A 19,348-nucleotide genomic window follows, 5' to 3' on the forward strand; every position below is an offset into this window, starting at 1 on the left:
AATGACTGGATGACTTTGCGGGGCGTCGTTGCGGGTTAAAACGATGCGAGGAACGGCATGCGGGACATCGCGGAGATATATCGCCTGAACCCCGAGGAGGTCTACTCCGCGTTAGACACCACGCCCCAGGGGCTCAGCCAGGAGGAAGCCGTAAGGCGCCTGGAGGAGTACGGCAGAAACGAGATCCGCGAGATCAAGGGCGTTCCTCTCTGGAAGAAACTGATAGTTCACTTCACCAATTTCTTCGCCATCCTCCTGTGGGTCGGGGGTGCGCTGGCCTTCATCGCCGACCAGGCGCCCCTGGCCTGGGCCATCTTCGGGGTCATCGTGATCAACGCCGTCTTCACCTTCATCCAGGAGTACAAGGCCGAGAAGGCCACCGAGGCCCTGAAAAGGCTGCTGCCCCCCATGGCCACCGTCATCAGGGGCGGCGAGGAGAGGGAGATCGAGGCCACGCAGCTGGTCCCCGGGGACCTCATGGTCCTGCGCGAGGGGGACCACATATCCGCGGACGCGCGCCTGGTGGCCAGTGCCGACATGCGCACCAACAACTCCGCCCTCACCGGCGAGTCGGAGCCGGTGCGGCGTACCTCCGCTCCCGTGCTCGAGGAGGACCTGGCCTTGAGCGACGTCCTCAACCTGGTCTTCATGGGGACCACCGTGACTATCGGCAGCGGGCGGGCGGTGGTCTACGCCACGGGGATGAATACCGAGTTCGGCAAGATCGCGCAGCTCACCCAGGCGGTGGAAGAGGAGGAATCCCCCATCCAGGTGCAGATGAAGCGCATCACCAAGTTCGTGGCCGTGCTGGCGGTGGGCCTGGGCGTGGTCTTCTTCCTCCTCGGGCAGTACGCGGTGAAGCTCCCCTTCACCGAGAACCTCATCTTCGCCATCGGCATCATCGTGGCCAACGTCCCCGAGGGGCTGCTTCCCACCGTGACACTGGCGCTGGCCATGGCCACGCAGCGCATGGCCAGGCGCAACGCGCTGGTGAAGAAGCTCTCCAGCGTGGAGACGCTGGGTTCCACCACCGTGATCTGCACGGACAAGACCGGCACCCTTACCCAGAACGAGATGACCGTGCGCTCCCTGTGGACCCCGTGGGTGGAGGTGGAGGTGAGCGGCGTGGGCTACGCGCCGGTGGGGGACCTGTTGAAGAGAGGCAACGGTAACGGGAAAGGTCACGGGAAGAAAGGCGAAGCCAGGAAGCTGTCCGCGGAGGAGATAGGGCGACTCGAGAAGCCCCTGCTGGCATGCGTGCTTTGCAACAACTCCCGCCTCGTGGAGGAGGAGGGCAAGTGGCGGATAATCGGTGATCCCACCGAGGGAGCCCTGGTGGTGCTGGGCAGGAAGGGAGGCCTGGATGTCGCCAAAGTGAACGAGGAGCGCAGGCGCGTGGCCGAGCTCCCCTTCGACTCCTCGCGCAAGATGATGAGCGTCGTCTGCGAGGAGGGGGGGAGAAGGGTCGCTTACGTGAAGGGCGCTCCCGGCGAGGTGGTGAAACGGTGCACCGGCATCCTGACGCCGGACGGGGTGCGCGAGATGCTTCCCGAGGACCGCGAGCGCATCCTGGGGGTCAACGACCGCTACGCCCGTTCCGCCCTGCGCGTGCTTGCCCTGGCCGCGAGGGAGCTGCCGGTCGGGCTGGAGCGCTACGAAGTGGAGAACACGGAGGCGGACCTGACCTTCCTGGGGCTGGCGGCCATGATGGACCCCCCGCGCCCGGAGGTGGAGGAGGCGGTAAACAAGTGCCGCACCGCGGGCATCAGGGTGATCATGATCACCGGCGACTACGGCCTCACCGCCGAGTCCATCGCCCGGCGCATCGGCATGGTCAAGGGGCAACCGGCCATCGTCACCGGCGGGGAGCTGGAGGATATGGACGACGGGGAGCTCAAGTCGCGCCTGCGCGAGGAGGAGATAATCTTCGCCCGCGTGTCCCCCGAGCACAAGATGCGCATCGCCCAGGCACTCAGGGACATGGGCGAGGTGGTGGCCATGACCGGGGACGGGGTGAACGACGCCCCGGCGCTGAAGACCGCCGACATCGGCATCGCCATGGGCAGGGCGGGGACAGACGTGGCCAAGGAGGCGGCGGACATGATCCTCATCGACGACAACTTCGCCTCCATAGTCGCCGCCGTGGAGGAGGGGCGGGCCATCTTCGACAACATCCGCCGCTTCATCACCTACATCCTGGCCTCAAACATACCGGAGATCGTGCCCTTCATACTCATGGTCGTCTTCAAGATCCCCCTCCCCCTGACCATAATCCAGATACTGGCAGTCGACCTGGGAACCGACCTCCTGCCCGCCCTGGCCCTGGGCACGGAGGCGCCGGAGCCGGGGATCATGGAGAGGCCGCCGCGTCCCATGGAGGAGAGACTCCTCAACCTGCGGGTGCTGCTGCGCGCCTACGGCTTCCTGGGCCCCCTCGAGGCCCTGGTGTGCATGCTCGGCTACCTTTACATGTTCGGATGGAGGTGGGGGGAGGAGCTGCGAGCCTTCAGCGATGCCAATCCCCTCACCTACGTCAAGGCCACCACCATGTCCCTCACGGGCATCGTCATGACCCAGATCGGCAACGGATTCGCCTGCCGCACCACCCGGGAGTCCATCTTCCGGGTGGGGTTCCACACCAACCGCCTCTACCTGCTGGGCATCGCCAGCGAGGTGTCCCTGCAGGTGCTCATAGTATACGTGCCCTTCCTCAACCGCGTCTTCGAGACGGCACCCATATCCTTCAGTGACTGGCTGTTCCTGGTACCCTTCATCCCCACCTGCCTGCTGGCGGACGAGATAAGGAAGGCCCTGCTGCGCGCCCATCTTCGCAGGAGGAAGAAGGGGGACGAAGGATGACTTTATGGCGGCGGGTGCGAAAGGAAACCGACAGGTGATACTATCGAAAATGAAGAAAGGGAAGAGCGACGCCGCGAGCTCCGCTGCGCCGGGTTCGGCGCCGCGTCGGATGATGGATGCCGGGGAGCCGAGGATGCTTATTGAGATTTCAGGCACATGGGGACGGCGCGATGCATAACAACGGGGAAAGCTGAGAGGCCGGGGGTGAGAAGATGCACGTGGTCATAGGCGGATGCGGCCGGGTGGGTTCCTACCTCGCCTACATGCTGGAGCGGGAAGGCCACACGGTAGCGGTCATCGACAAGGACGAGCAGGCCTTCGAGAACCTCTGGGAGGGGTTTTCCGGCAAGAAGGTCAAGGGAGTGGTCTTCGACCGCGACGCCCTCATCGAGGCGGGGATAGAGAAGGCTGACGCCTTCGCCTCCGTCACCAGCGGCGACAACAGCAACATCGTGAGCGCCCGCCTGGCCAAGGAATACTTCCGCGTTCCCAGGGTGATCACGCGCATCTACGATCCCAGGAGGGCGGAGATCTACCGCCGCCTCAGGATCCCCACCATCGCCACCGTGGCCTGGGCTGGTCACCGCATCCTCAGCTTCATATCCCACGGTGAGCTGGACAGCGAGTTCCAGTTCGGGAGCGGGGAGGTGGACCTGGTGCGGCTGGAGATCCCCCTGCACCTGGCGGGCAGGAAGGCGGCGGACGTCAACGTCCCGGGTGAGGTTCACGTGATCTCGGTGGTGCGCGAGGGGAGCGCCAGGCTGGCCACGCCCGGGACCATCTTCCGGGAGGGGGATATCCTGTACATCGCGGTGGCCAAGGAGAGCCAGTCCAAGCTGGAAAGGCTGTTGGGTCTGAGGTGAGGGGGTAAGGATGCGCATCATCGTGCTGGGCGGCGGCATGGTCGGCCGCTACCTGCTGGAATCCCTGCGCCGGGACCACCAGGTGGTGGTGGTGGAGAAACGGCCGGAGAGGGTGCGGGAGTTGAGGGAATGGTTTCCGGAAGCGGACATCATCCACGGCGACGCCTGTGAGCCCCATGTCCTGGACGCGGCGAGGGTGGCGGGCGCCGACGTGGTGGCCGCGGTGACCGGCGACGACGAGGACAACCTGGTCATCTCCTACCTGGCCAAGTTCGAGTACGGCGTGCCCCTGGTGTTCTCCCGGGTGAACAACCCAAAGAACGAGTGGATGTTCACGTCGGAATGGGGCGTGGACGAGGCCGTCTGCAGCGCTTCCATCATCGTGCAGCTGGTGCAGGAGGAGATAACCCTGGGGGAGATGGTCACCCTGCTCAAGTTGCGCCGCGAAAACCTGGTGGTGGAGGAGGTGCTCCTGGAGGAGGGCAACGCGGTCATCGGGAAGTCCATCGGCGAGCTGGGATTGCCCGCGCAGACGCTGGTGGCCACCGTCCTGCGCGACCGCCATATACTGGTGCCCCGCGGAGACCTGGTCCTGCAGAAGGGGGACAAGGTCCTCTTCCTGTCGGAGGTGGAGAAGGCGGACGAGTTAAAGAGGGCACTCGGCCTCTCTTGAGAAGGGAGGCAAGCCGTGCACGTCATCATCGCCGGTTGCGGGAGAGTAGGCTCCCAGTTGGCCACGCTGCTTTCCAGCGAAGGCCATAACGTGGTGGTCATCGACAAGGACCCTGGTTCCTTCCAGAGGCTGGAGCTTCCCTTCAACGGGTTGACCCTGACCGGGGTGGCCTTCGACCTGGACGTGCTGAGGGAGGCGGGTATAGATAGGGCGGACGTTTTCGCGGCCCTCACCAACTACGATAACACCAACCTCATGGCCGCGGAGATAGCCACCGACATCTTCAAGGTTCCCAGCGTCCTGGCCAGGGTCTACAATCCCGACAAGGAGCTGACCTATCGAAGCATGGGTATCTCGTACCTCTGCGGGAGCACTCTTTTGGCGGAGGCCTTCCACCGCATGCTGACCTGGCACGATATCATGGTCCACGTGGAGAGAAGGGTAGGTTGCCAGGTGGTGGAGCTGGAGGCAAATGCCGCCGGAGGCGATCTGGCCGTCGCGGAACTGAAAGAGCTCGGGCGGGTCAGGCTGATGGGCCTGCTGCGGAACGAAAGGCCCGTCTTTTTCACCCGGGACACCCGTATCTGGCCGGGTGACCATCTCATACTGGCGGTGGACCTCAGGGAGGCTTCCCTCGGGAAACTGTTCCGCTCGGGAGGCGCCGGTGCGGTGAGCGCGTCCGACCGGGATGCGCTCAAGCCTGGGAGCGCGGCGAGGGAGGAGAGGGGAAACTGGAAAGTGGTCGTCGCCGGCTGCGGTCGCGTGGGGGCCAACCTCGCGGAGATGCTCTCCCTCGACGGCTACCGGGTGGCGGTTGTCGACCGTGAAGAGGATGCCTTCAGGAAATTGAGCAAGACCTACCAGGGGGAGTTTGTCCATGGCATGGCCTTCGACCTGGACGTGCTGGAGGAGGCGGGAATCGAGGAAGCCGACGCCTTCGCTGCCCTCACCAATTACGACAACACGAACCTCATGGCGGCGGAGGTGGCCAGGGGCATTTACGGGGTGAAGAGGGTGGTCTCCCGTCTTTACAACCCCGACAAAGGGGAGACGTACCAGGCCCTGGATATCGATTACATCTGCGGGACCTCCCTCCTGGCGGAGTATTTCATGCAGCGCATGGTGCCTGACCGCCTGAAGGTGCTTTCCTGGACGGCCAACAACCGGGTGCTGCTGGTGGAGTTCACCTGCCCGCGGCGCTATCACGGCAAGCCAGTAGGAAGGCTGGAGCGGGAGGAGATGCTCCGGGTAGGCATGATCACCAGGGGAGAGGAGGCCAGCGTGGCCTCGGCGGATAAGGTGCTGCGGGAAAAGGACGTCATCGTCGCAGCCATCCTCGCACCGCGCCTGCACAGGATAAGGAAGATGACGGATCATGAAAGAGTCTTGGCTGGAGCACGGAGAAGGGGCGCCTGAGAGAGGGCGCAGGGGCGGGCCCGTGCGGGATCTGCGTGCGGCGCCCCGGGGTAAGGGCGGCGGCCTTGCCGGTAAACGGTGGGCGCGGCTTACCGGCAAGAGCGGAGGATGTACGGAAGACGGGGGCAGGTGAGTAAAGATAAAGATAGTGATCATGGGGGGCGGGAAGGTAGGGTCCTTCCTGGCCGAAGCCCTGGAGGCCAAGGGTCATAAGGTGACGGTGATCGAGCGCAACCGCGAGCTCTGCGAGAGGATAGCCATGCGCACCGCGGCGACGGTCATCGAGGGTGACGGCTGTGACCTCCGCTTCCAGGAGGAGGCCGAGGTGGATAAGGCCGACGTCTTCGCGGCCGTGACCGGAGACGATGACGACAACCTGGTGGCCTGCCAGCTGGCCCGGACGCATTTCCAGGTCCCGCGCGCCGTGGCACGGGTGAACAACCCCAAGAACGAGAGGATATTCAACAAGCTGGGAGTGGACGCCATATCCAGCACGACCGTGATCGCGCAGCTCATAGAGGAGCGCACCACGGTGGGCGACATCATCACCCTGCACACCCTGAAGAAGGGAAAGCTGGCCGTGGTGGAGCTCGACCTTCCGGAGGACCGCTGCCGTTCCTGCGACGTCCCTCTCAGGAACCTCGGACTACCTCAGGGCTGCGTGCTGGTCTCCATCATCAGGGGAGAGGAGGTCATCATCCCCCAGGGCGGATCGATGCTGCAGCCAGGTGACACGGTGATTGCGGTCACCGAGCCGGAGAAGGAAGGCGAGTTGAAGAGGGTTCTCAAGGGGGAATGACCGGCGTCCCGCCACCGGTCGCCACCGGTTGCCCGCACAGGCGAAGCGGGGCTTGGTAGGCAGCTGGCTCAGGTTGTGCAAGCGTCTCCGGATTTTCAGATCCCCACAACATGATGCTGTAACGTTTCGACACGTGCCTTCCGGGAATTGAAAAAGATCGACGCGCCACGCCGTCGTCCGGGCATGCCGGGTAGACGCGACGGGAGAAAAGGGGCGATCTCCCCGACGTTCGGCCCGGGACCGCAGCAGGTGCCCCCGGGGCAGGTACCCCCGCGGCCTTGAACCCTGCGTCGCAAAGAAATAGACTAATATGTTTGGGCGTGCTCGGCAGGGCATGGGCATGGGCTGGCGCGGAGGGAGGAAGCCGATGGAGGGGATCGGTGGAAGGGAAGGGCGGTAAATACGGTGAGGCGCCTTGTCAAGTCGCCGGTGAAGGAGTAGTATGTGATGGGTCCAAAATTAAAATTTTGGAACCTCGAAATATAAATTGCGTTAACATGAAAAAATCATCTTGGCCATGCGGGGTGAAAAAGCGGCCTCGCCAGGATCTTCGCTGCCCGGGGAGAGGGCCTTTCCGGAAGGAGAGGAGTCAACGGTGAGTACGGCGACGGAAAAGTTGAAGCGGGTCAAGGAAGCTGAGGATCGTGCCGCGGAGGTCATCGCTGCTTCCCAGGCCCAAGCGGAGGAGATCCTGCGCGGGGCCCGTGAGGAAGGCGAGGCTTTGCGGGAGAGCGAGAGGGAAAGAGCGCGGGAGAAGGGCGAAAAGGACCTGCGGGGAAGGGTGGAGCAGGCCGAGAAGGAGGCCGAGGAGATACGCCGCGCCTACCGGGAGGAAAAGGAGCGGATCCTCGGCGTCGCCCGGGGAAAATCAGGTGAGGCGGTAGCCTACCTGCTGCGGAAGATGGAAGAGGTCTGACGGGCCTCTCTTTTTTATCGCGAGAGGTTGACGATGGCGGTCGCCAGGGTGTCAAAGACCACCATACTGGCTCCACGCGACCGGCGCGAGGAGCTGATCGAGCGACTCTACCACCTGGGAGCCATGCACGTGGTCGACCTTTCCTCGGCCCTGGACGAGGAAGAGGAGCTGCGGGACCTGGTAAGACCCTGCGAGCTCGACGTGCGCGACCTGCGCCTTGCCCACTCCCGGTGCGAATTCCTCCTCGACCTGCTTGAACGCTACGAGGAGAAGAAGGGCGGCCTTCTTTCCGGTTTCCTGCAGGAGAGGATCCATCTTACCTACGAGGAATTCTGCGCCGTGGAGCAAGAGATCGATCTTCCAGCTATTTACCAGGAAATGGTAGAAATGGCCACCCGGCTCCGCCACGTCGAGAGCCGCATCACCGAGATGGGGCGGGAACTGGAAGCCTTGCGCCACTGGCGCGACCTCGCCTTTCCCCTTGGCGCGCTGCGGGATATGAGTTGGTGCGATGCCAGGCTGGCGGTCATGGGGGTCAGCTCCCTCGAGGCATGGTCGCGGGAGATGTCGGAGGCCTGTCCCTGCTCCGCCTGGGAGGAAGTACGCAGGGAGGGGGAGAGGGTTTACCTGGTCGTCCTGGTGCACCGCGATTGCCGCGAGGAATACCAGGCCCTGGCCCAGCGCTACAACCTGGAAGAGGTGCAGTTCCCCGGGAAGGAGGGAACGCCGCACGAGGAGATGGAACGGCTGGAGGAGCGCCTGGCGGCGGAAAAGGCGGATAAGGAGACGCTGGAGGAGGGGATAAGGGAGAGGCTCCCCCTCAAGCCCAAGCTGTTGGCGCTCGACGATTACCTGCGCAACCTGCTCATGAAGGAGGAGGTTAAGGAGAGCTTCCTCCACACCGAGCGGGTGGTGGCCGTGGAGGGATGGGTGGAGGAAGCCCGGCAGGAGGAGGTCCAGCGGGAGCTGCAGGAGCTGGGCCCGGAGCTCGAGATCTCCTTCTCTCCGCCGGGGGAGGATGACGTTCCCCCCACCCTGCTCCTGAACCGCAGGCGGATCAAGCCGGCGGAGAGTCTTATCAACCTGTTCGGGCTGCCCAACCACGCGGAGACCGACCCCACGCCCTTCGTGGCGCCCTTCTTCATCTTGTTCTTCGGTATGTGCATAGGGGACGTGGGTTACGGCGCCATCCTGACCCTGGCTGCCTGGTGGGCGCTGAGGAAGCTGGACCTCTCGGAAGCCGCCAGGCGTTTCTTCCGCCTCATCATGTATTGCGGGATAGCCGCCATGGTGGTGGGCATCTTCACCCGGGGATATTTCGGGATCGAGAGCGAATCCCTGCCCGCATTCCTCAGGTTTCCGGGCTCCCTGGACGTGCTCCTCAACCCCATCCCCATGATGCTCATCTGCGCCGCCCTGGGGCTCATGCACATCTCCCTGGGGGTGGCCATCGAGATGTACGACAACATCCGCCAGAACTCGCTTTGGATGGGCTTCTGCGAGCAGGGGACCACCCTCGTCATGTGGCTGGGGCTGGCGGTGCTGGCCCTGGGGGCTGGCGTCAAGGTGGCGGCCGTACAGACGGCGGGAATGATCGTCTTGGCCGCGGGGGCGGCGGGAGTGGTGCTGCTCTCCAATGTCTCCAGCAAATCCATCCTGGGCAAGTTCTTCGGCGGCCTCTACAACCTCTACGGGCTGTTCGGGGGGACCATCGGGGACGTGGCATCCTACCTGCGACTCTACGCGCTGGGCATGGCCACGGTGGCCATAGGGAGCGTGGTGAACCGCATGGCGGGAATGGTCTTCGGGATCCCGGTTCTGGGAGTCATCGCCATGATCGTCATCCTGGTGGGCGGCCATCTCTTCAACCTGCTCATCAACCTGCTGAGCGCCTTCGTCCACCCCCTGCGTTTGCAGTATGTGGAATTTTTTGGCAAGTTTTACGATGACGGGGGGCTGCCCTTCGAGCCCTTCACCATAAGCACGCGAAGAGTGGTCATAGATGAGCGTTAAAGGAGGTAAGGCATGAATGCTACTTTCGGAGGATTGTCCGGCCTGCACTGGGCATTGCTGGGAGCCGCGGTGGCGGTGATCGGGGGAGGATCCGGGTCCTCCATGGGCATCACCTACATCGCCAACGTGGCCGGCGGCATCCTCACCGACTTGCCCGATAGATTCGGACCACTGCTCCCCCTGGTGGTCATCCCCGGCACCCAGGGCATCTACGGATTCATCACCGGGGTCCTGGTGGCCTTCGTCATGAAGCCGGGATCGGGCTGGGAGGCCCTGCCCGGATGGGTGGGCTTCCAGATCTTTCTGGCCTGCCTGCCGGTGTGTTTCGTCTGTTTCGTCTCCGGGGCCTACCAGGGGTTGACCTCCGCGGGAGCGGCGGGGATGGTGGCCAAGCGGCGCGAGGAGATGGGGCGGGCACTGGTGCTCCCCGCCCTGGTGGAGACCTATGCCGTGCTCTCCCTCATCATCACCATCCTTTATTTCTTCGTGGTGATTAGGCCCTTCTATACCACTCTGGGGATCTGAGGCCCCGGCGGGGAGCGCGAGATGTCCCTGGAAAAGCTGCTGGAAAAGATAGAGAGCGACGCCCGGGAAGAAGGGGAACTCATCATCGCCCGGGCGGAGGAGGAGGCTGCCCGCATCAGGCGGGAGGCCGAGGAGAAGGCGGCGCGAGAAGGTGAGGCCATCGCCAGGTCCTTCCACGCCCGGGCGGAGAGCGAGCGCCTGAAGATACTCAGCCAGGCCCGCCTGGAGAGCCGCATCGAGCTCCTTGCGGCCAAGGACGAGCTGGTCGAGGAGGTCTTCCGCGAGGCGAAGCGCTCCTTCCTGGAGCTTCCCCAGGAGAGGTACCGCAAGTGGCTGAAGGATATCATCCTGAAGAGCGTGGTAAGCGGCGACGAGGAGCTGGTGGCCTCCGAGCACGACCGTGAGCTGCTGGCCGCCGGACTCCTGGAGGAGCTGAACGGAGAACTGCGCGTGCGTGGCTCTCGGGGAGGACTGAAGCTCTCGCCGGAGACGGCCCCCTGCGAGCGGGGGGTGATCCTGCGGGGAGACAAGACGGAGAGCAACCTCTCCGTGGAGGCGGTGCTGCAGAGGGTGCGGGTGCAGGGCGAGGAGGAGGTCTCGCGCATCCTCTTCGGCAAAACGTAAGTGTAGGAAAGAGGAAGGCCGGCAGCCGCGGGACGGCGGCTGGAGAGCATCGAGGAGACGGATGTACCGCAAGCACAGACTGGAGGTGGACCCCCTACGGGAGCAGCCTTCCCCCCGCGACGAGGGTCGGAGGCTGAGGAAGCCGCCCCGCTTCCTGCGCATTGACCTGGCGGCCATCAAGCCCTTCCACGAGACCCTCCGCTACGGCCACGCGGTGGGGAGGATAAAGGCGCAGGAGATGAAGCTCCTCCTCTCCCACCACGTGGGAAGGCTGATCGAGGCCGATTTCGAGGAGGCCCTACACATCCTGGACGAGGTGGAGATGGGGGATTACCTGGCGGGGGCTCAGACGGCGCGGGAGGTGGACGACGGCCTTACCGCCTACCTCCACGACGTGTACGATTTCCTGCGGGAAGCCTTGCCCGCGGACTCCGTGCTCTTCGAGTTCTTCCACTGCCGCTACGACTTCCACAACCTGAAGGTGCTGCTCAAGGCGGCGAAAGAGGGTGCGCCGGAGGAGGCCCTGCTGCCGCGACTGGGAAGCATGGACGTGGAAAGCCTGCGGCGGGGCGTGGAACATCCCGTGGAGCTTCCGTCTCCCTACAAGGAGCTGGTCCTCGAGATGGAGGGCAGGGAGCTATCCCCCCAGGAACTGGAAACGCTGATCGACGCGTATTTCCTGAGATACAGGCTCTTCCTCGCCCGTCGCGAGGGAAACGCCTTCATGGAAGAGCTGGCGCGCGCCGCCATCGACCTCTCCAACCTGAAGGCGATCCTCCGGGCGCGGAGACTGGGTAAAGAGCGAGAGAAGGTACAGAAGGGCCTTGTGGAGGGCGGCTACATCCCCACCGGGTACCTCCTCGAACTGTACGGGGACACGGACGACGTCATAGTGAAGAAGCTGGAGAGGACGCGGTATCCTTCCCGGCTCCTGGATTTCCTGGTCGAGGAGGAGAAGCCGAGCCTGAGCGACTTCGACCGCCGCAGCGACGACTACATCATGGACCTGCTGCGGGCAAGCCGCCGCATCTCGGTGGGAGTGGAGCCGGTCTTTTCCTTCGTGCGGGCGCGGGAGAACGAGGTGACCATGGTACGCATGATCCTCATGGCCAAGCTGCACAACCTCGCGCCAGAGGCCATCGAGAAGATGCTCAGGAAGCTATACATCGAGTGACGGCGTGATGCCCGGGGAAGACAGGGGCGGAAGATGGAAGGATTGAAGGTGGCCATGCTGGGGGGGCGGACCTCCACCCTCGGGTTCAAGGCGGTGGGGGTGGAGGCCTTCGTGGCGCCCCTTCCCGCTGACGGGCCCCGCATCTGGCAGGAGATGGACCTCAGCCGCTACGCGGTGGTCATGGTGACCGAGCCGGTCTACGAAGTCCTGGAGCGCGAGGTGCCGGGTTTTCCTCCCCACGGGGGACTGCCGGTGGTCATGGTCATCCCCGCGGTCACCGGCTCGCGCGAGATGGCGGCGGCACGCATGCGCGAGCGGGTGCAGAAGGCGGTGGGCGCCGACCTGGAGAAGTGAGAAGGGACCGTCCCGGCGACGGGTATATGGAAATATATGGAAATATATGGAAATATATGGAATTGCTGTCGTAAGCGGCAGCGAAAGAGACGAGGAGCGTTAAATGGAAGCGGGAGTAGTGGTAAAGGTTTCCGGGCCCCTGGTGGTGGCCAGGGATCTTCCCGATCCCAAGATGTACGACCTGGTCAAGGTGGGGAAAGACCGCCTCATGGGGGAGATCATAGAGCTGCGCGGCAACCGGGCCTCCATCCAGGTTTACGAGGAAACGGCGGGCCTGGGTCCGGGTGACGAGGTCATCTCCACCGGGGAGCCCCTCAGCGTGGAGCTGGGACCGGGCCTCCTCACCTCCATCTACGACGGCGTGCAGCGTCCCCTGGACGTCATCCGCGCCAAGTACGGCAATTACGTGACGCGTGGGGTGGAGGAACCGGGCCTCTCCCGTGAGAGGAGGTGGCCCTTCCAACCCGCGGTGAAGGTGGGGGACGAGGTGGTTCCCGGGGACGTGCTGGGGACGGTGCAGGAGACCGCCGTCATCGTCCACAGGGTCATGGTACCCGTGGGGGTGGAGGGCAGGATCTCCGAGATACGTGATGGCGATTTCACGGTGGAGGAGACGGTGGCGGTGGTGGAAACGGACGCCGGCGAGGTGCCCGTGACCATGATGCAGCGCTGGCCGGTGCGCCGGCCGCGCCTCTACAGGGAGAAGATGGCGCCCGCGGAGCCCCTGGTCACGGGCCAGAGGATCGTGGACACCCTCTTTCCCATATCCATGGGCGGCACCGCCTGCGTCCCGGGTCCATTCGGCTCGGGGAAGACGGTGCTGCAGCACGCCATCGCCAAGTGGGCCAACGCGCAGATAGTGGTCTTCGTGGGATGCGGGGAGCGCGGCAACGAGATGACCGACGTGCTCCTGGAGTTCCCGGAGCTCACCGACCCCTACAGCGGGGAGCCCCTCATGCTGCGCACGGTGCTCATCGCCAACACCTCCAACATGCCGGTGGCGGCCCGCGAGGCCTCCGTGTACACGGGCATTACCATAGCCGAGTACTACCGGGACATGGGCTACCACGTGGCCCTGCAGGCGGACTCCACCTCCCGCTGGGCGGAGGCCCTGCGCGAGATCTCGGGCCGCCTGGAAGAGATGCCCGGCGAGGAAGGGTATCCCGCTTATCTGGGCACCCGTCTGGCCGCCTTCTACGAGCGGGCGGGACGGGTCATCTGCCTGGGCAGGGAGGGCCGGGTGGGCTCGGTGAGCGCCATCGGTTCAGTCTCGCCCCCGGGAGGCGACCTCTCGGAGCCGGTGACCCAGGCCACCCTGCGCGTGGTGAAGGTCTTCTGGGGGCTGGAGGACCGCCTGGCCTTCGCCCGCCACTTCCCCGCCATAAACTGGTTGAACAGCTACAGCCTCTACCAGGAGAAGGTGCAGGAGTACTGGAACCAGGAGGTGGACGAGGCATACGGCGAGCTGCGCGAGGAGGCCATGGGCATCCTGCAGCGGGAAGCGGAGCTGCAGGAGGTGGTGAGGCTCATCGGCATCGAGGCCCTCTCCGACCAGGAAAGGCTGATCATGGAGACGGCGAAGTCGTTGCGCGAGGACTTCCTGCAGCAGAACGCGTTCGACGACGCCGATGCCTTCACCTCCCTCATGAAGCAGTTCCGCCTGCTCAAGCTGATCATGACCTATCACCGCCTGGCCACCCGGGAACTGGAGAAGGGCAGGCCCGTGGAGGAGCTCATCGACCTCCCCGTACAGGAGGAGATCGCGCGCGCCAAGTTCATCCCCGAGGAGGAGATGGAGCGCTTCGACCGCCTGGAGGAGAAGGTGGCGGAGCAGCTGGCGGGGGAGGCCTCGCAGGTGAGGGCCTGAGACGCGACGGGAAACGGGATATGGAATTTTATGGATAATAATGGCCGGAGAAGGAGTGCCCGCTTCAGCGGGAGGACATATCCATAACCGGGGAAGGAGTCGGAGAAGATGCTCAAGGAATACCTGACGGTCAAGGAGATCGTGGGGCCTCTCATCCTCCTGGAGGGGGTGGAGGGCGCCAAGTACAACGAGCTGGTGGAGGTGGAGTTCCCCGACGGCTCCGTGGGCCTGGGGAACGTGCTGGAGGTGGAGGATGACCTCGTGCTCCTGCAGTCCTTCGAGGCTACCAGCGGCCTGAACATCGCCCAGACCAAGGTGCGCTTCACCGGGCGCGGGCTGGAGCTCCCGGTGTCGCGGGACATCCTGGGAAGGGTGTTCGACGGGCTGGGGAGGCCCATCGACAACGGCCCCCGCATCATCCCCGACGATAGGCTGGATATAAACGGCAACCCCATTAACCCTTACGCCCGCGACTTCCCCACCGACTTCATCCAGACCGGCATCTCGGCCATCGACGGGCTGAACCCGCTGGTGCGCGGCCAGAAGCTGCCCATCTTCTCGGGCGCCGGCCTGCCCCATTCCCGCCTGGCGGCGCAGATCGCCCGGCAGGCGGGCGTGCTCGGCCAGGAGGAGGAGTTCGCCGTGGTCTTCGCGGCCATGGGCATCACCTTCGAGGAGGCGGAGTTCTTCATCCAGGAGTTCCGCTCCACCGCCGCCCTGGAGAGGGCGGTGCTCTTCATCAACCTGGCGGACGACCCGGCCATCGAGCGTATCGCCACCCCGCGCATGGCGCTCACGGCGGCGGAGTACCTGGCCTTCGAGCTGGACATGCACGTGCTGGTCATCCTCATAGACATGACCTATTACTGCGAGGCCCTGCGTGAGATCTCCGCCGCGCGCAAGGAAGTGCCGGGACGGCGCGGTTACCCCGGCTACCTCTACACCGACCTGGCCACCATCTACGAGCGCGCGGGGAGGATCAAGGACGCCAGGGGGTCCATAACCCAGATCCCGGTGCTCTCCATGCCCGACGACGACAAGACCCATCCCATACCGGACCTCACGGGGTACATCACCGAGGGGCAGATCATACTCTCGCGGGACCTGCACCGCCGGGGCATCTACCCGCCCATCGACGTCCTGCCCTCGCTATCCCGCCTCAAGGAGAAGGGCATCGGGGTGGGCAAGACGCGAGAGGACCACTCGCCCCTCTCCAACCAACTCTTCTCTGCCTACGCCCGCGGCAAGGAGGCCAAGGAGCTGGCGGTCATCCTGGGCGAGGCGGCCCTCTCGGACGAGGACAAGCTCTTCGTGCAGTTCAGCGACGCCTTCGAGGACCGCTTCATCAGGCAGGGAGAATACGAGGACCGCTCCATCGAGGAGACCCTGGCCATCGGCTGGGAGCTCTTGCGCATCCTCCCCCGCGCCGAGCTGAAGAGGGTCAAGGAGGAACACATAAGGAAATACATGGAAGGTGAGGGCCGGGCTTAAGCGGGGCAGGGTCCCGTTCACGCTTGAGCGAGGAACGACCGCGGGAGGAAAGGGAGAGAGGATTTGGCGCGCGTACAGGTGAACCCAAACCGCATGGAGCTCCTCAAGCTCCGCAAGCGGGCGGCCATCGCCCGGCGCGGGCACAAGCTTCTCAAGGACAAGCTGGACGAGCTCATGAAGCAGTTCCTGACCCTGGTCAGGGAGAGCCGGGAGCTGCGCCGCGACGTGGAGGCGAGGCTGGCCGATGCCCACCTCATCTTCGCCATCGCCCGTAGCGAGGTGACCACCGAGGAAGTGGAGGGCTCACTCTCCGTTCCCACCATGGACCTGGAGGTCACGGTGGAGCGCGCCAGCATCATGGGCGTGCGTGTACCCCATTTCGACGTGCGCATGGGGGGCGACTTCGACTGCTACAGCCTCATCGCGACACCATTCTCACTGGACGAGGCGCTCATGAACTACCGTGAGCTGGTGCCGGAACTTGTGAGGCTGGCGGAGATGGAGAACAACGTCTCCCTCCTGGCACAGGAGATCGAGCGCACCAGGCGCCGGGTGAACGCACTGGAGCACGTGCTCATCCCCTCCCTCACGGAGACCATCACCTACATCACCATGAAGCTGGACGAGATGGAGCGCTCCTACCGCACCCAGCTCATGAAGATCAAGAGCATGCAGGAGGAGGCGGCCGGCAGGTAAACGCCCGCGCCGCGACCGACCGCTAAACCCCTTCCATCATCTTGCCGCGAGGCGCTATCCCGGAAGGCCGACGCGGGCATTGCTCCTCCTGGGCGCAGGCTGCGTGTTTCCGGAGGCGCGGCGGGAAAAGGTGTCGGAGCGCTCGTTTGGCCTTTTCCGGGTTGAAGATGGATGGTAGGCAATTACATCATCCCCAAGACACATGCCATTTTGACATCCCTTTTCCGCGGCTTCTATACTTTTCACAAGGGAGCCTTTCCGGCAGCCTGCCCTGCTGCAGCATTGCCCGGAAGGGTCGGACAGGAACGCACGGGCGCGGCGCACATACACCCATCCCTTGGCTGATGAGCGGCGGAAAGGCGGGGAAGCACCAGCGGCCCCGGTCCGCAGGGAACCCTGCAAGAGAGGTCCAGGAAATGCTCGATGAGCCGTCCACGAGGACAACCCCGAGCTTCGACGACCTTATACGTGAGATAGGGGGGGCGCTGGATCGCAGCCTCCCCACCTACGCCGGTCTTTCGCAATCCGTCAAGGACGAGATCAGGGGGCAGGTGACCGAACTCATCCAGCGCACCGCCGAACACGTGACCGGCGCGCGGATGAACCGCGAGGAGCTCTACGCCTTCGCCCGGCGCATGGGCAGGAGCCGTGCACTGCAGGGCATCCCCCTGGGGGATCTCATACGTGCCTTCTTCCTGGTGGAATCCATAGTTTGGGGCCGCCTGGTGGCGGTTTTCCTGGACAGGGAGCTCTCGGCGGAGGAATGGCTCGCCTTCTTCAGGTCGCGGGGCGAGATCAACGCCGAGCTCGTAGCGGCCCTTTCCGCCTCCTACCTGGAGACCAGGGACGCCTTGATAAACCGGCAGCTGCGCGAGCTGCACGGCCTCCTGGAGGTGGGACGCACCATCTCCTCCACCATGGACCTCGACCGCGTCTTTATCCAGATACTGGAAGTCGCGACGGAGATCATGCAGGCCCCCATGGGCGCCGTCTATCTCCTGGAGGGTGGAGAGCTGGAGCTGGTGGCCCAGATCGGCCTCTCGTCCCCCTGGACCAAGGGAAGGAAGGTGGACCTGCGGCGCTCGCTGCTGGCGCGTGCCATCGAGGAGAAGGCCCCCGTGAGCGGGTTGGACGAGCACCTGCGGGGGCTGGCGCTGCCCGCTCCCGCCAGGGGAGGCAGGGTGCGCTCCGCCATCTCCTGTCCCATCATGAAGGATGACGCTCCCATCGGTGGCCTGGAACTCTACGACGTCGAGGCGCGCAACTACCACCGCCTGGACCTGGCGCTGCTGGCGGCATTCGCTCCCCAGGCGGGGGTGGCCATCGAGAACGCACGACTATTCTGGCTGGAGAGAAGGCGCAGCCGCCAGATGGAGCTCATGAAGGAGATGGCGGAGGAAACGGCGGGAGCGGTGAGCTTCGGCCAGGCGGTGGCGGCGGTGCTGCGCAAGATAGCGGAGGTCGCCTCCGTCGACAAGTGCCTCCTCTTCCTCTATCACCGCGAGGAGGACAAGCTGGAGTTCGTGCGCGGTCATGGGCTTACCGTACCCGTGAACAGGAAGATGCGGGGAGTGCGCTGGAGCCCGGGGGAGATCGACGAGATGACCGTGCAGGCCCTGCGCAAGGGGGAGACCGTCATCGTCGAGGACGCGGAGAGGGACCCGCGCGTGAACCGCGAGCACCTCGGAAGTTTCAAGATAAAATCCTGCATGGCGCTTCCCCTCGTCTCCGAGCGGGAGGTCACGGGGATCATATACCTGGGGGACTCCCGCAGGCGCAGGATCTTCGACAGGGACGAGGTGGAGATGATCGAGGCCATGGCCGCGCAGGCGGGGGTGGCCATCCTCCAGGCCCAGCTGCGCCAGCGCATACGAGTGCGCGAGAAGAGGCTGCAGGAGCTGGAGGCGAGCGAGAGGGTCTTCCACGAGAGGGAGCGCAGCGAGGCCATCGTTTCCGCGAACCCCGATGCCATCGTGGTGGTCGACCGCCAGCGCAACGTCGTCCTCTTCAATCCGGCGGCGGGGGAGCTCTTCGGCTGGCGCGAGGAGGAGGCCCTGGGAAGGCACGTGCACGAGATACTCTACGGGGAAGAGAACCCGCTTCCCGGTGCCTGCATGCGCAAGGACTGCCCGGTGGAGGCCGCTTTCCGGGGCGAGAAGGTCACCATGGGGGAGATGGAATACCGTAGGCGGGACGGCGGTAGGGTATGGATCAGCGGCTCCTTCTCCGTGATCAGGGACCGCAAGCGCCAGATAGTGAGCGTCATCTGTACCTTCCGCGACATCAGCGAGCAGAAGAGGTTGCAGCACCTGGCCCTTGTGGAGAAGGAACTGGATATCGCCGCGCATATCCAGGGGGCGCTCCTGCCCGAGGGGATGCTTGAGAACGAGACGGTCAGGGTGATGGCCCACATGGAACAGGCGCGCATCGTGGGGGGCGACTGGTACGATTACTGGGAAGAAGGGGGACGGCTGGTGTTCGTCGTCGGTGACGCCGCCGGCAGTGGCGTACCCGCCGCGCTCCTGGCCACCCTGGCCATGAGCGCCATCCGCGCCGAGGCCAAGTACCGCGTGGACGTCCTGGACGTGGTGAGGAAGGCGAACCTGGCCATCTTCCCCCACCGCCTGGAGGACCGCTTCATAACCATCATCTACGGTGAACTGGACCTCGAGACGCTGCAGTTGCGTTACGTCAACGCCGGACATAACGACCCCTACCTCATCCGCGGCGGCGGAGAGGTCATCACTCTCTCCTCCGGCCAGAGGTCGATACTGGGGGCCTTCGAGGATATCCAGCTCCAGGTGGAAACGGTGCATCTGGAGCCGGGCGACCGGCTTTTCCTCTACACCGACGGCGTCATCGACTGCCGTGACGCGAAGAGGCGGCAGTTCGGGGAGAAGCGCCTGCGACGCTACCTGAGGCGCTCCGGATCGCGGGCCGCCGCATCTTTCCTCGAGGGCTTGGTGGAGGAACTGCGTTCCTTCTGCGGGGGGAGGATGGAGGACGACTTCACCGTCATGGTATGCGACGTCAAGAGGTGACGGGTCGGGGTTGCCGGCCGTCGCGATGCGCCCGATC

15 protein-coding genes are annotated in these 19,348 nt (G+C 64.6%); all 15 read left to right on the top strand.

The genetic code is table 11. The features are described 5' to 3' along the window. Window positions 1-57 precede the first annotated feature (57 nt). The 15 genes from H5T73_04225 (at window position 58) to H5T73_04295 (ending at window position 19,311) form a co-directional block, all read left to right on the top strand. Entirely contained in the window at window positions 58-2,859 is a 2,802-nt protein-coding gene (locus tag H5T73_04225; protein MBC7246973.1) for a cation-transporting P-type ATPase, read from the top strand. A gap of 212 nt (window positions 2,860-3,071) precedes the next feature. Then, window positions 3,072-3,722 carry a TrkA family potassium uptake protein gene (locus H5T73_04230; protein ID MBC7246974.1) on the top strand — a complete coding sequence of 217 codons (651 nt, stop codon included), beginning with the start codon at window positions 3,072-3,074 and terminating at the stop codon, window positions 3,720-3,722. Between the two features lie 10 nt (window positions 3,723-3,732). Beyond that, window positions 3,733-4,395 (top strand): NAD-binding protein, encoded by a 663-nt coding sequence (locus H5T73_04235; GenBank protein ID MBC7246975.1) that lies wholly within the window; start codon window positions 3,733-3,735, stop codon window positions 4,393-4,395. A gap of 15 nt (window positions 4,396-4,410) precedes the next feature. After that, window positions 4,411-5,811, top strand: coding sequence for an NAD-binding protein (locus H5T73_04240; protein MBC7246976.1), 1,401 nt, complete (start codon window positions 4,411-4,413; stop codon window positions 5,809-5,811). Window positions 5,812-5,965: 154 nt separating this feature from the next. Further along, window positions 5,966-6,610: a TrkA family potassium uptake protein gene (locus H5T73_04245; protein ID MBC7246977.1), complete on the top strand. Its 645-nt coding sequence runs from the start codon at window positions 5,966-5,968 to the stop codon at window positions 6,608-6,610. Window positions 6,611-7,205: 595 nt separating this feature from the next. Then, window positions 7,206-7,526: a hypothetical protein gene (locus H5T73_04250; GenBank protein MBC7246978.1), complete on the top strand. Its 321-nt coding sequence runs from the start codon at window positions 7,206-7,208 to the stop codon at window positions 7,524-7,526. 33 nt (window positions 7,527-7,559) lie between these two features. Further along, window positions 7,560-9,539 (top strand): V-type ATP synthase subunit I, encoded by a 1,980-nt coding sequence (locus H5T73_04255; GenBank protein ID MBC7246979.1) that lies wholly within the window; start codon window positions 7,560-7,562, stop codon window positions 9,537-9,539. 12 nt (window positions 9,540-9,551) lie between these two features. Beyond that, window positions 9,552-10,064: a V-type ATP synthase subunit K gene (locus H5T73_04260; protein ID MBC7246980.1), complete on the top strand. Its 513-nt coding sequence runs from the start codon at window positions 9,552-9,554 to the stop codon at window positions 10,062-10,064. A 21-nt stretch (window positions 10,065-10,085) separates the two neighbouring features. Next, a complete protein-coding gene (locus H5T73_04265; GenBank protein MBC7246981.1) occupies window positions 10,086-10,688 on the top strand; it encodes a hypothetical protein in 603 nt (200 codons plus the stop codon). A gap of 61 nt (window positions 10,689-10,749) precedes the next feature. After that, complete coding sequence (locus H5T73_04270) at window positions 10,750-11,862, top strand: V-type ATPase subunit (protein ID MBC7246982.1); 1,113 nt, start codon at window positions 10,750-10,752, stop codon at window positions 11,860-11,862. A gap of 33 nt (window positions 11,863-11,895) precedes the next feature. Then, window positions 11,896-12,216 carry a hypothetical protein gene (locus tag H5T73_04275; protein ID MBC7246983.1) on the top strand — a complete coding sequence of 107 codons (321 nt, stop codon included), beginning with the start codon at window positions 11,896-11,898 and terminating at the stop codon, window positions 12,214-12,216. A 103-nt stretch (window positions 12,217-12,319) separates the two neighbouring features. Beyond that, window positions 12,320-14,083, top strand: a complete 1,764-nt coding sequence (locus tag H5T73_04280; protein MBC7246984.1) for a V-type ATP synthase subunit A — start codon at window positions 12,320-12,322, stop codon at window positions 14,081-14,083. A gap of 108 nt (window positions 14,084-14,191) precedes the next feature. Beyond that, entirely contained in the window at window positions 14,192-15,574 is a 1,383-nt protein-coding gene (locus tag H5T73_04285) for a V-type ATP synthase subunit B (protein MBC7246985.1), read from the top strand. A 63-nt stretch (window positions 15,575-15,637) separates the two neighbouring features. Then, the gene (locus tag H5T73_04290; protein MBC7246986.1) at window positions 15,638-16,270 is read left to right on the top strand and encodes a V-type ATP synthase subunit D; all 633 of its coding nucleotides are present in this window, start codon (window positions 15,638-15,640) and stop codon (window positions 16,268-16,270) included. A gap of 416 nt (window positions 16,271-16,686) precedes the next feature. Then, window positions 16,687-19,311 (top strand): SpoIIE family protein phosphatase, encoded by a 2,625-nt coding sequence (locus H5T73_04295; protein MBC7246987.1) that lies wholly within the window; start codon window positions 16,687-16,689, stop codon window positions 19,309-19,311. Window positions 19,312-19,348: the final 37 nt, after the last annotated feature.

The organism is Actinomycetota bacterium (assembly GCA_014360655.1).
In the GTDB taxonomy this organism is placed as follows: Bacteria; Actinomycetota; Geothermincolia; order Geothermincolales; family RBG-13-55-18; genus JACIXC01.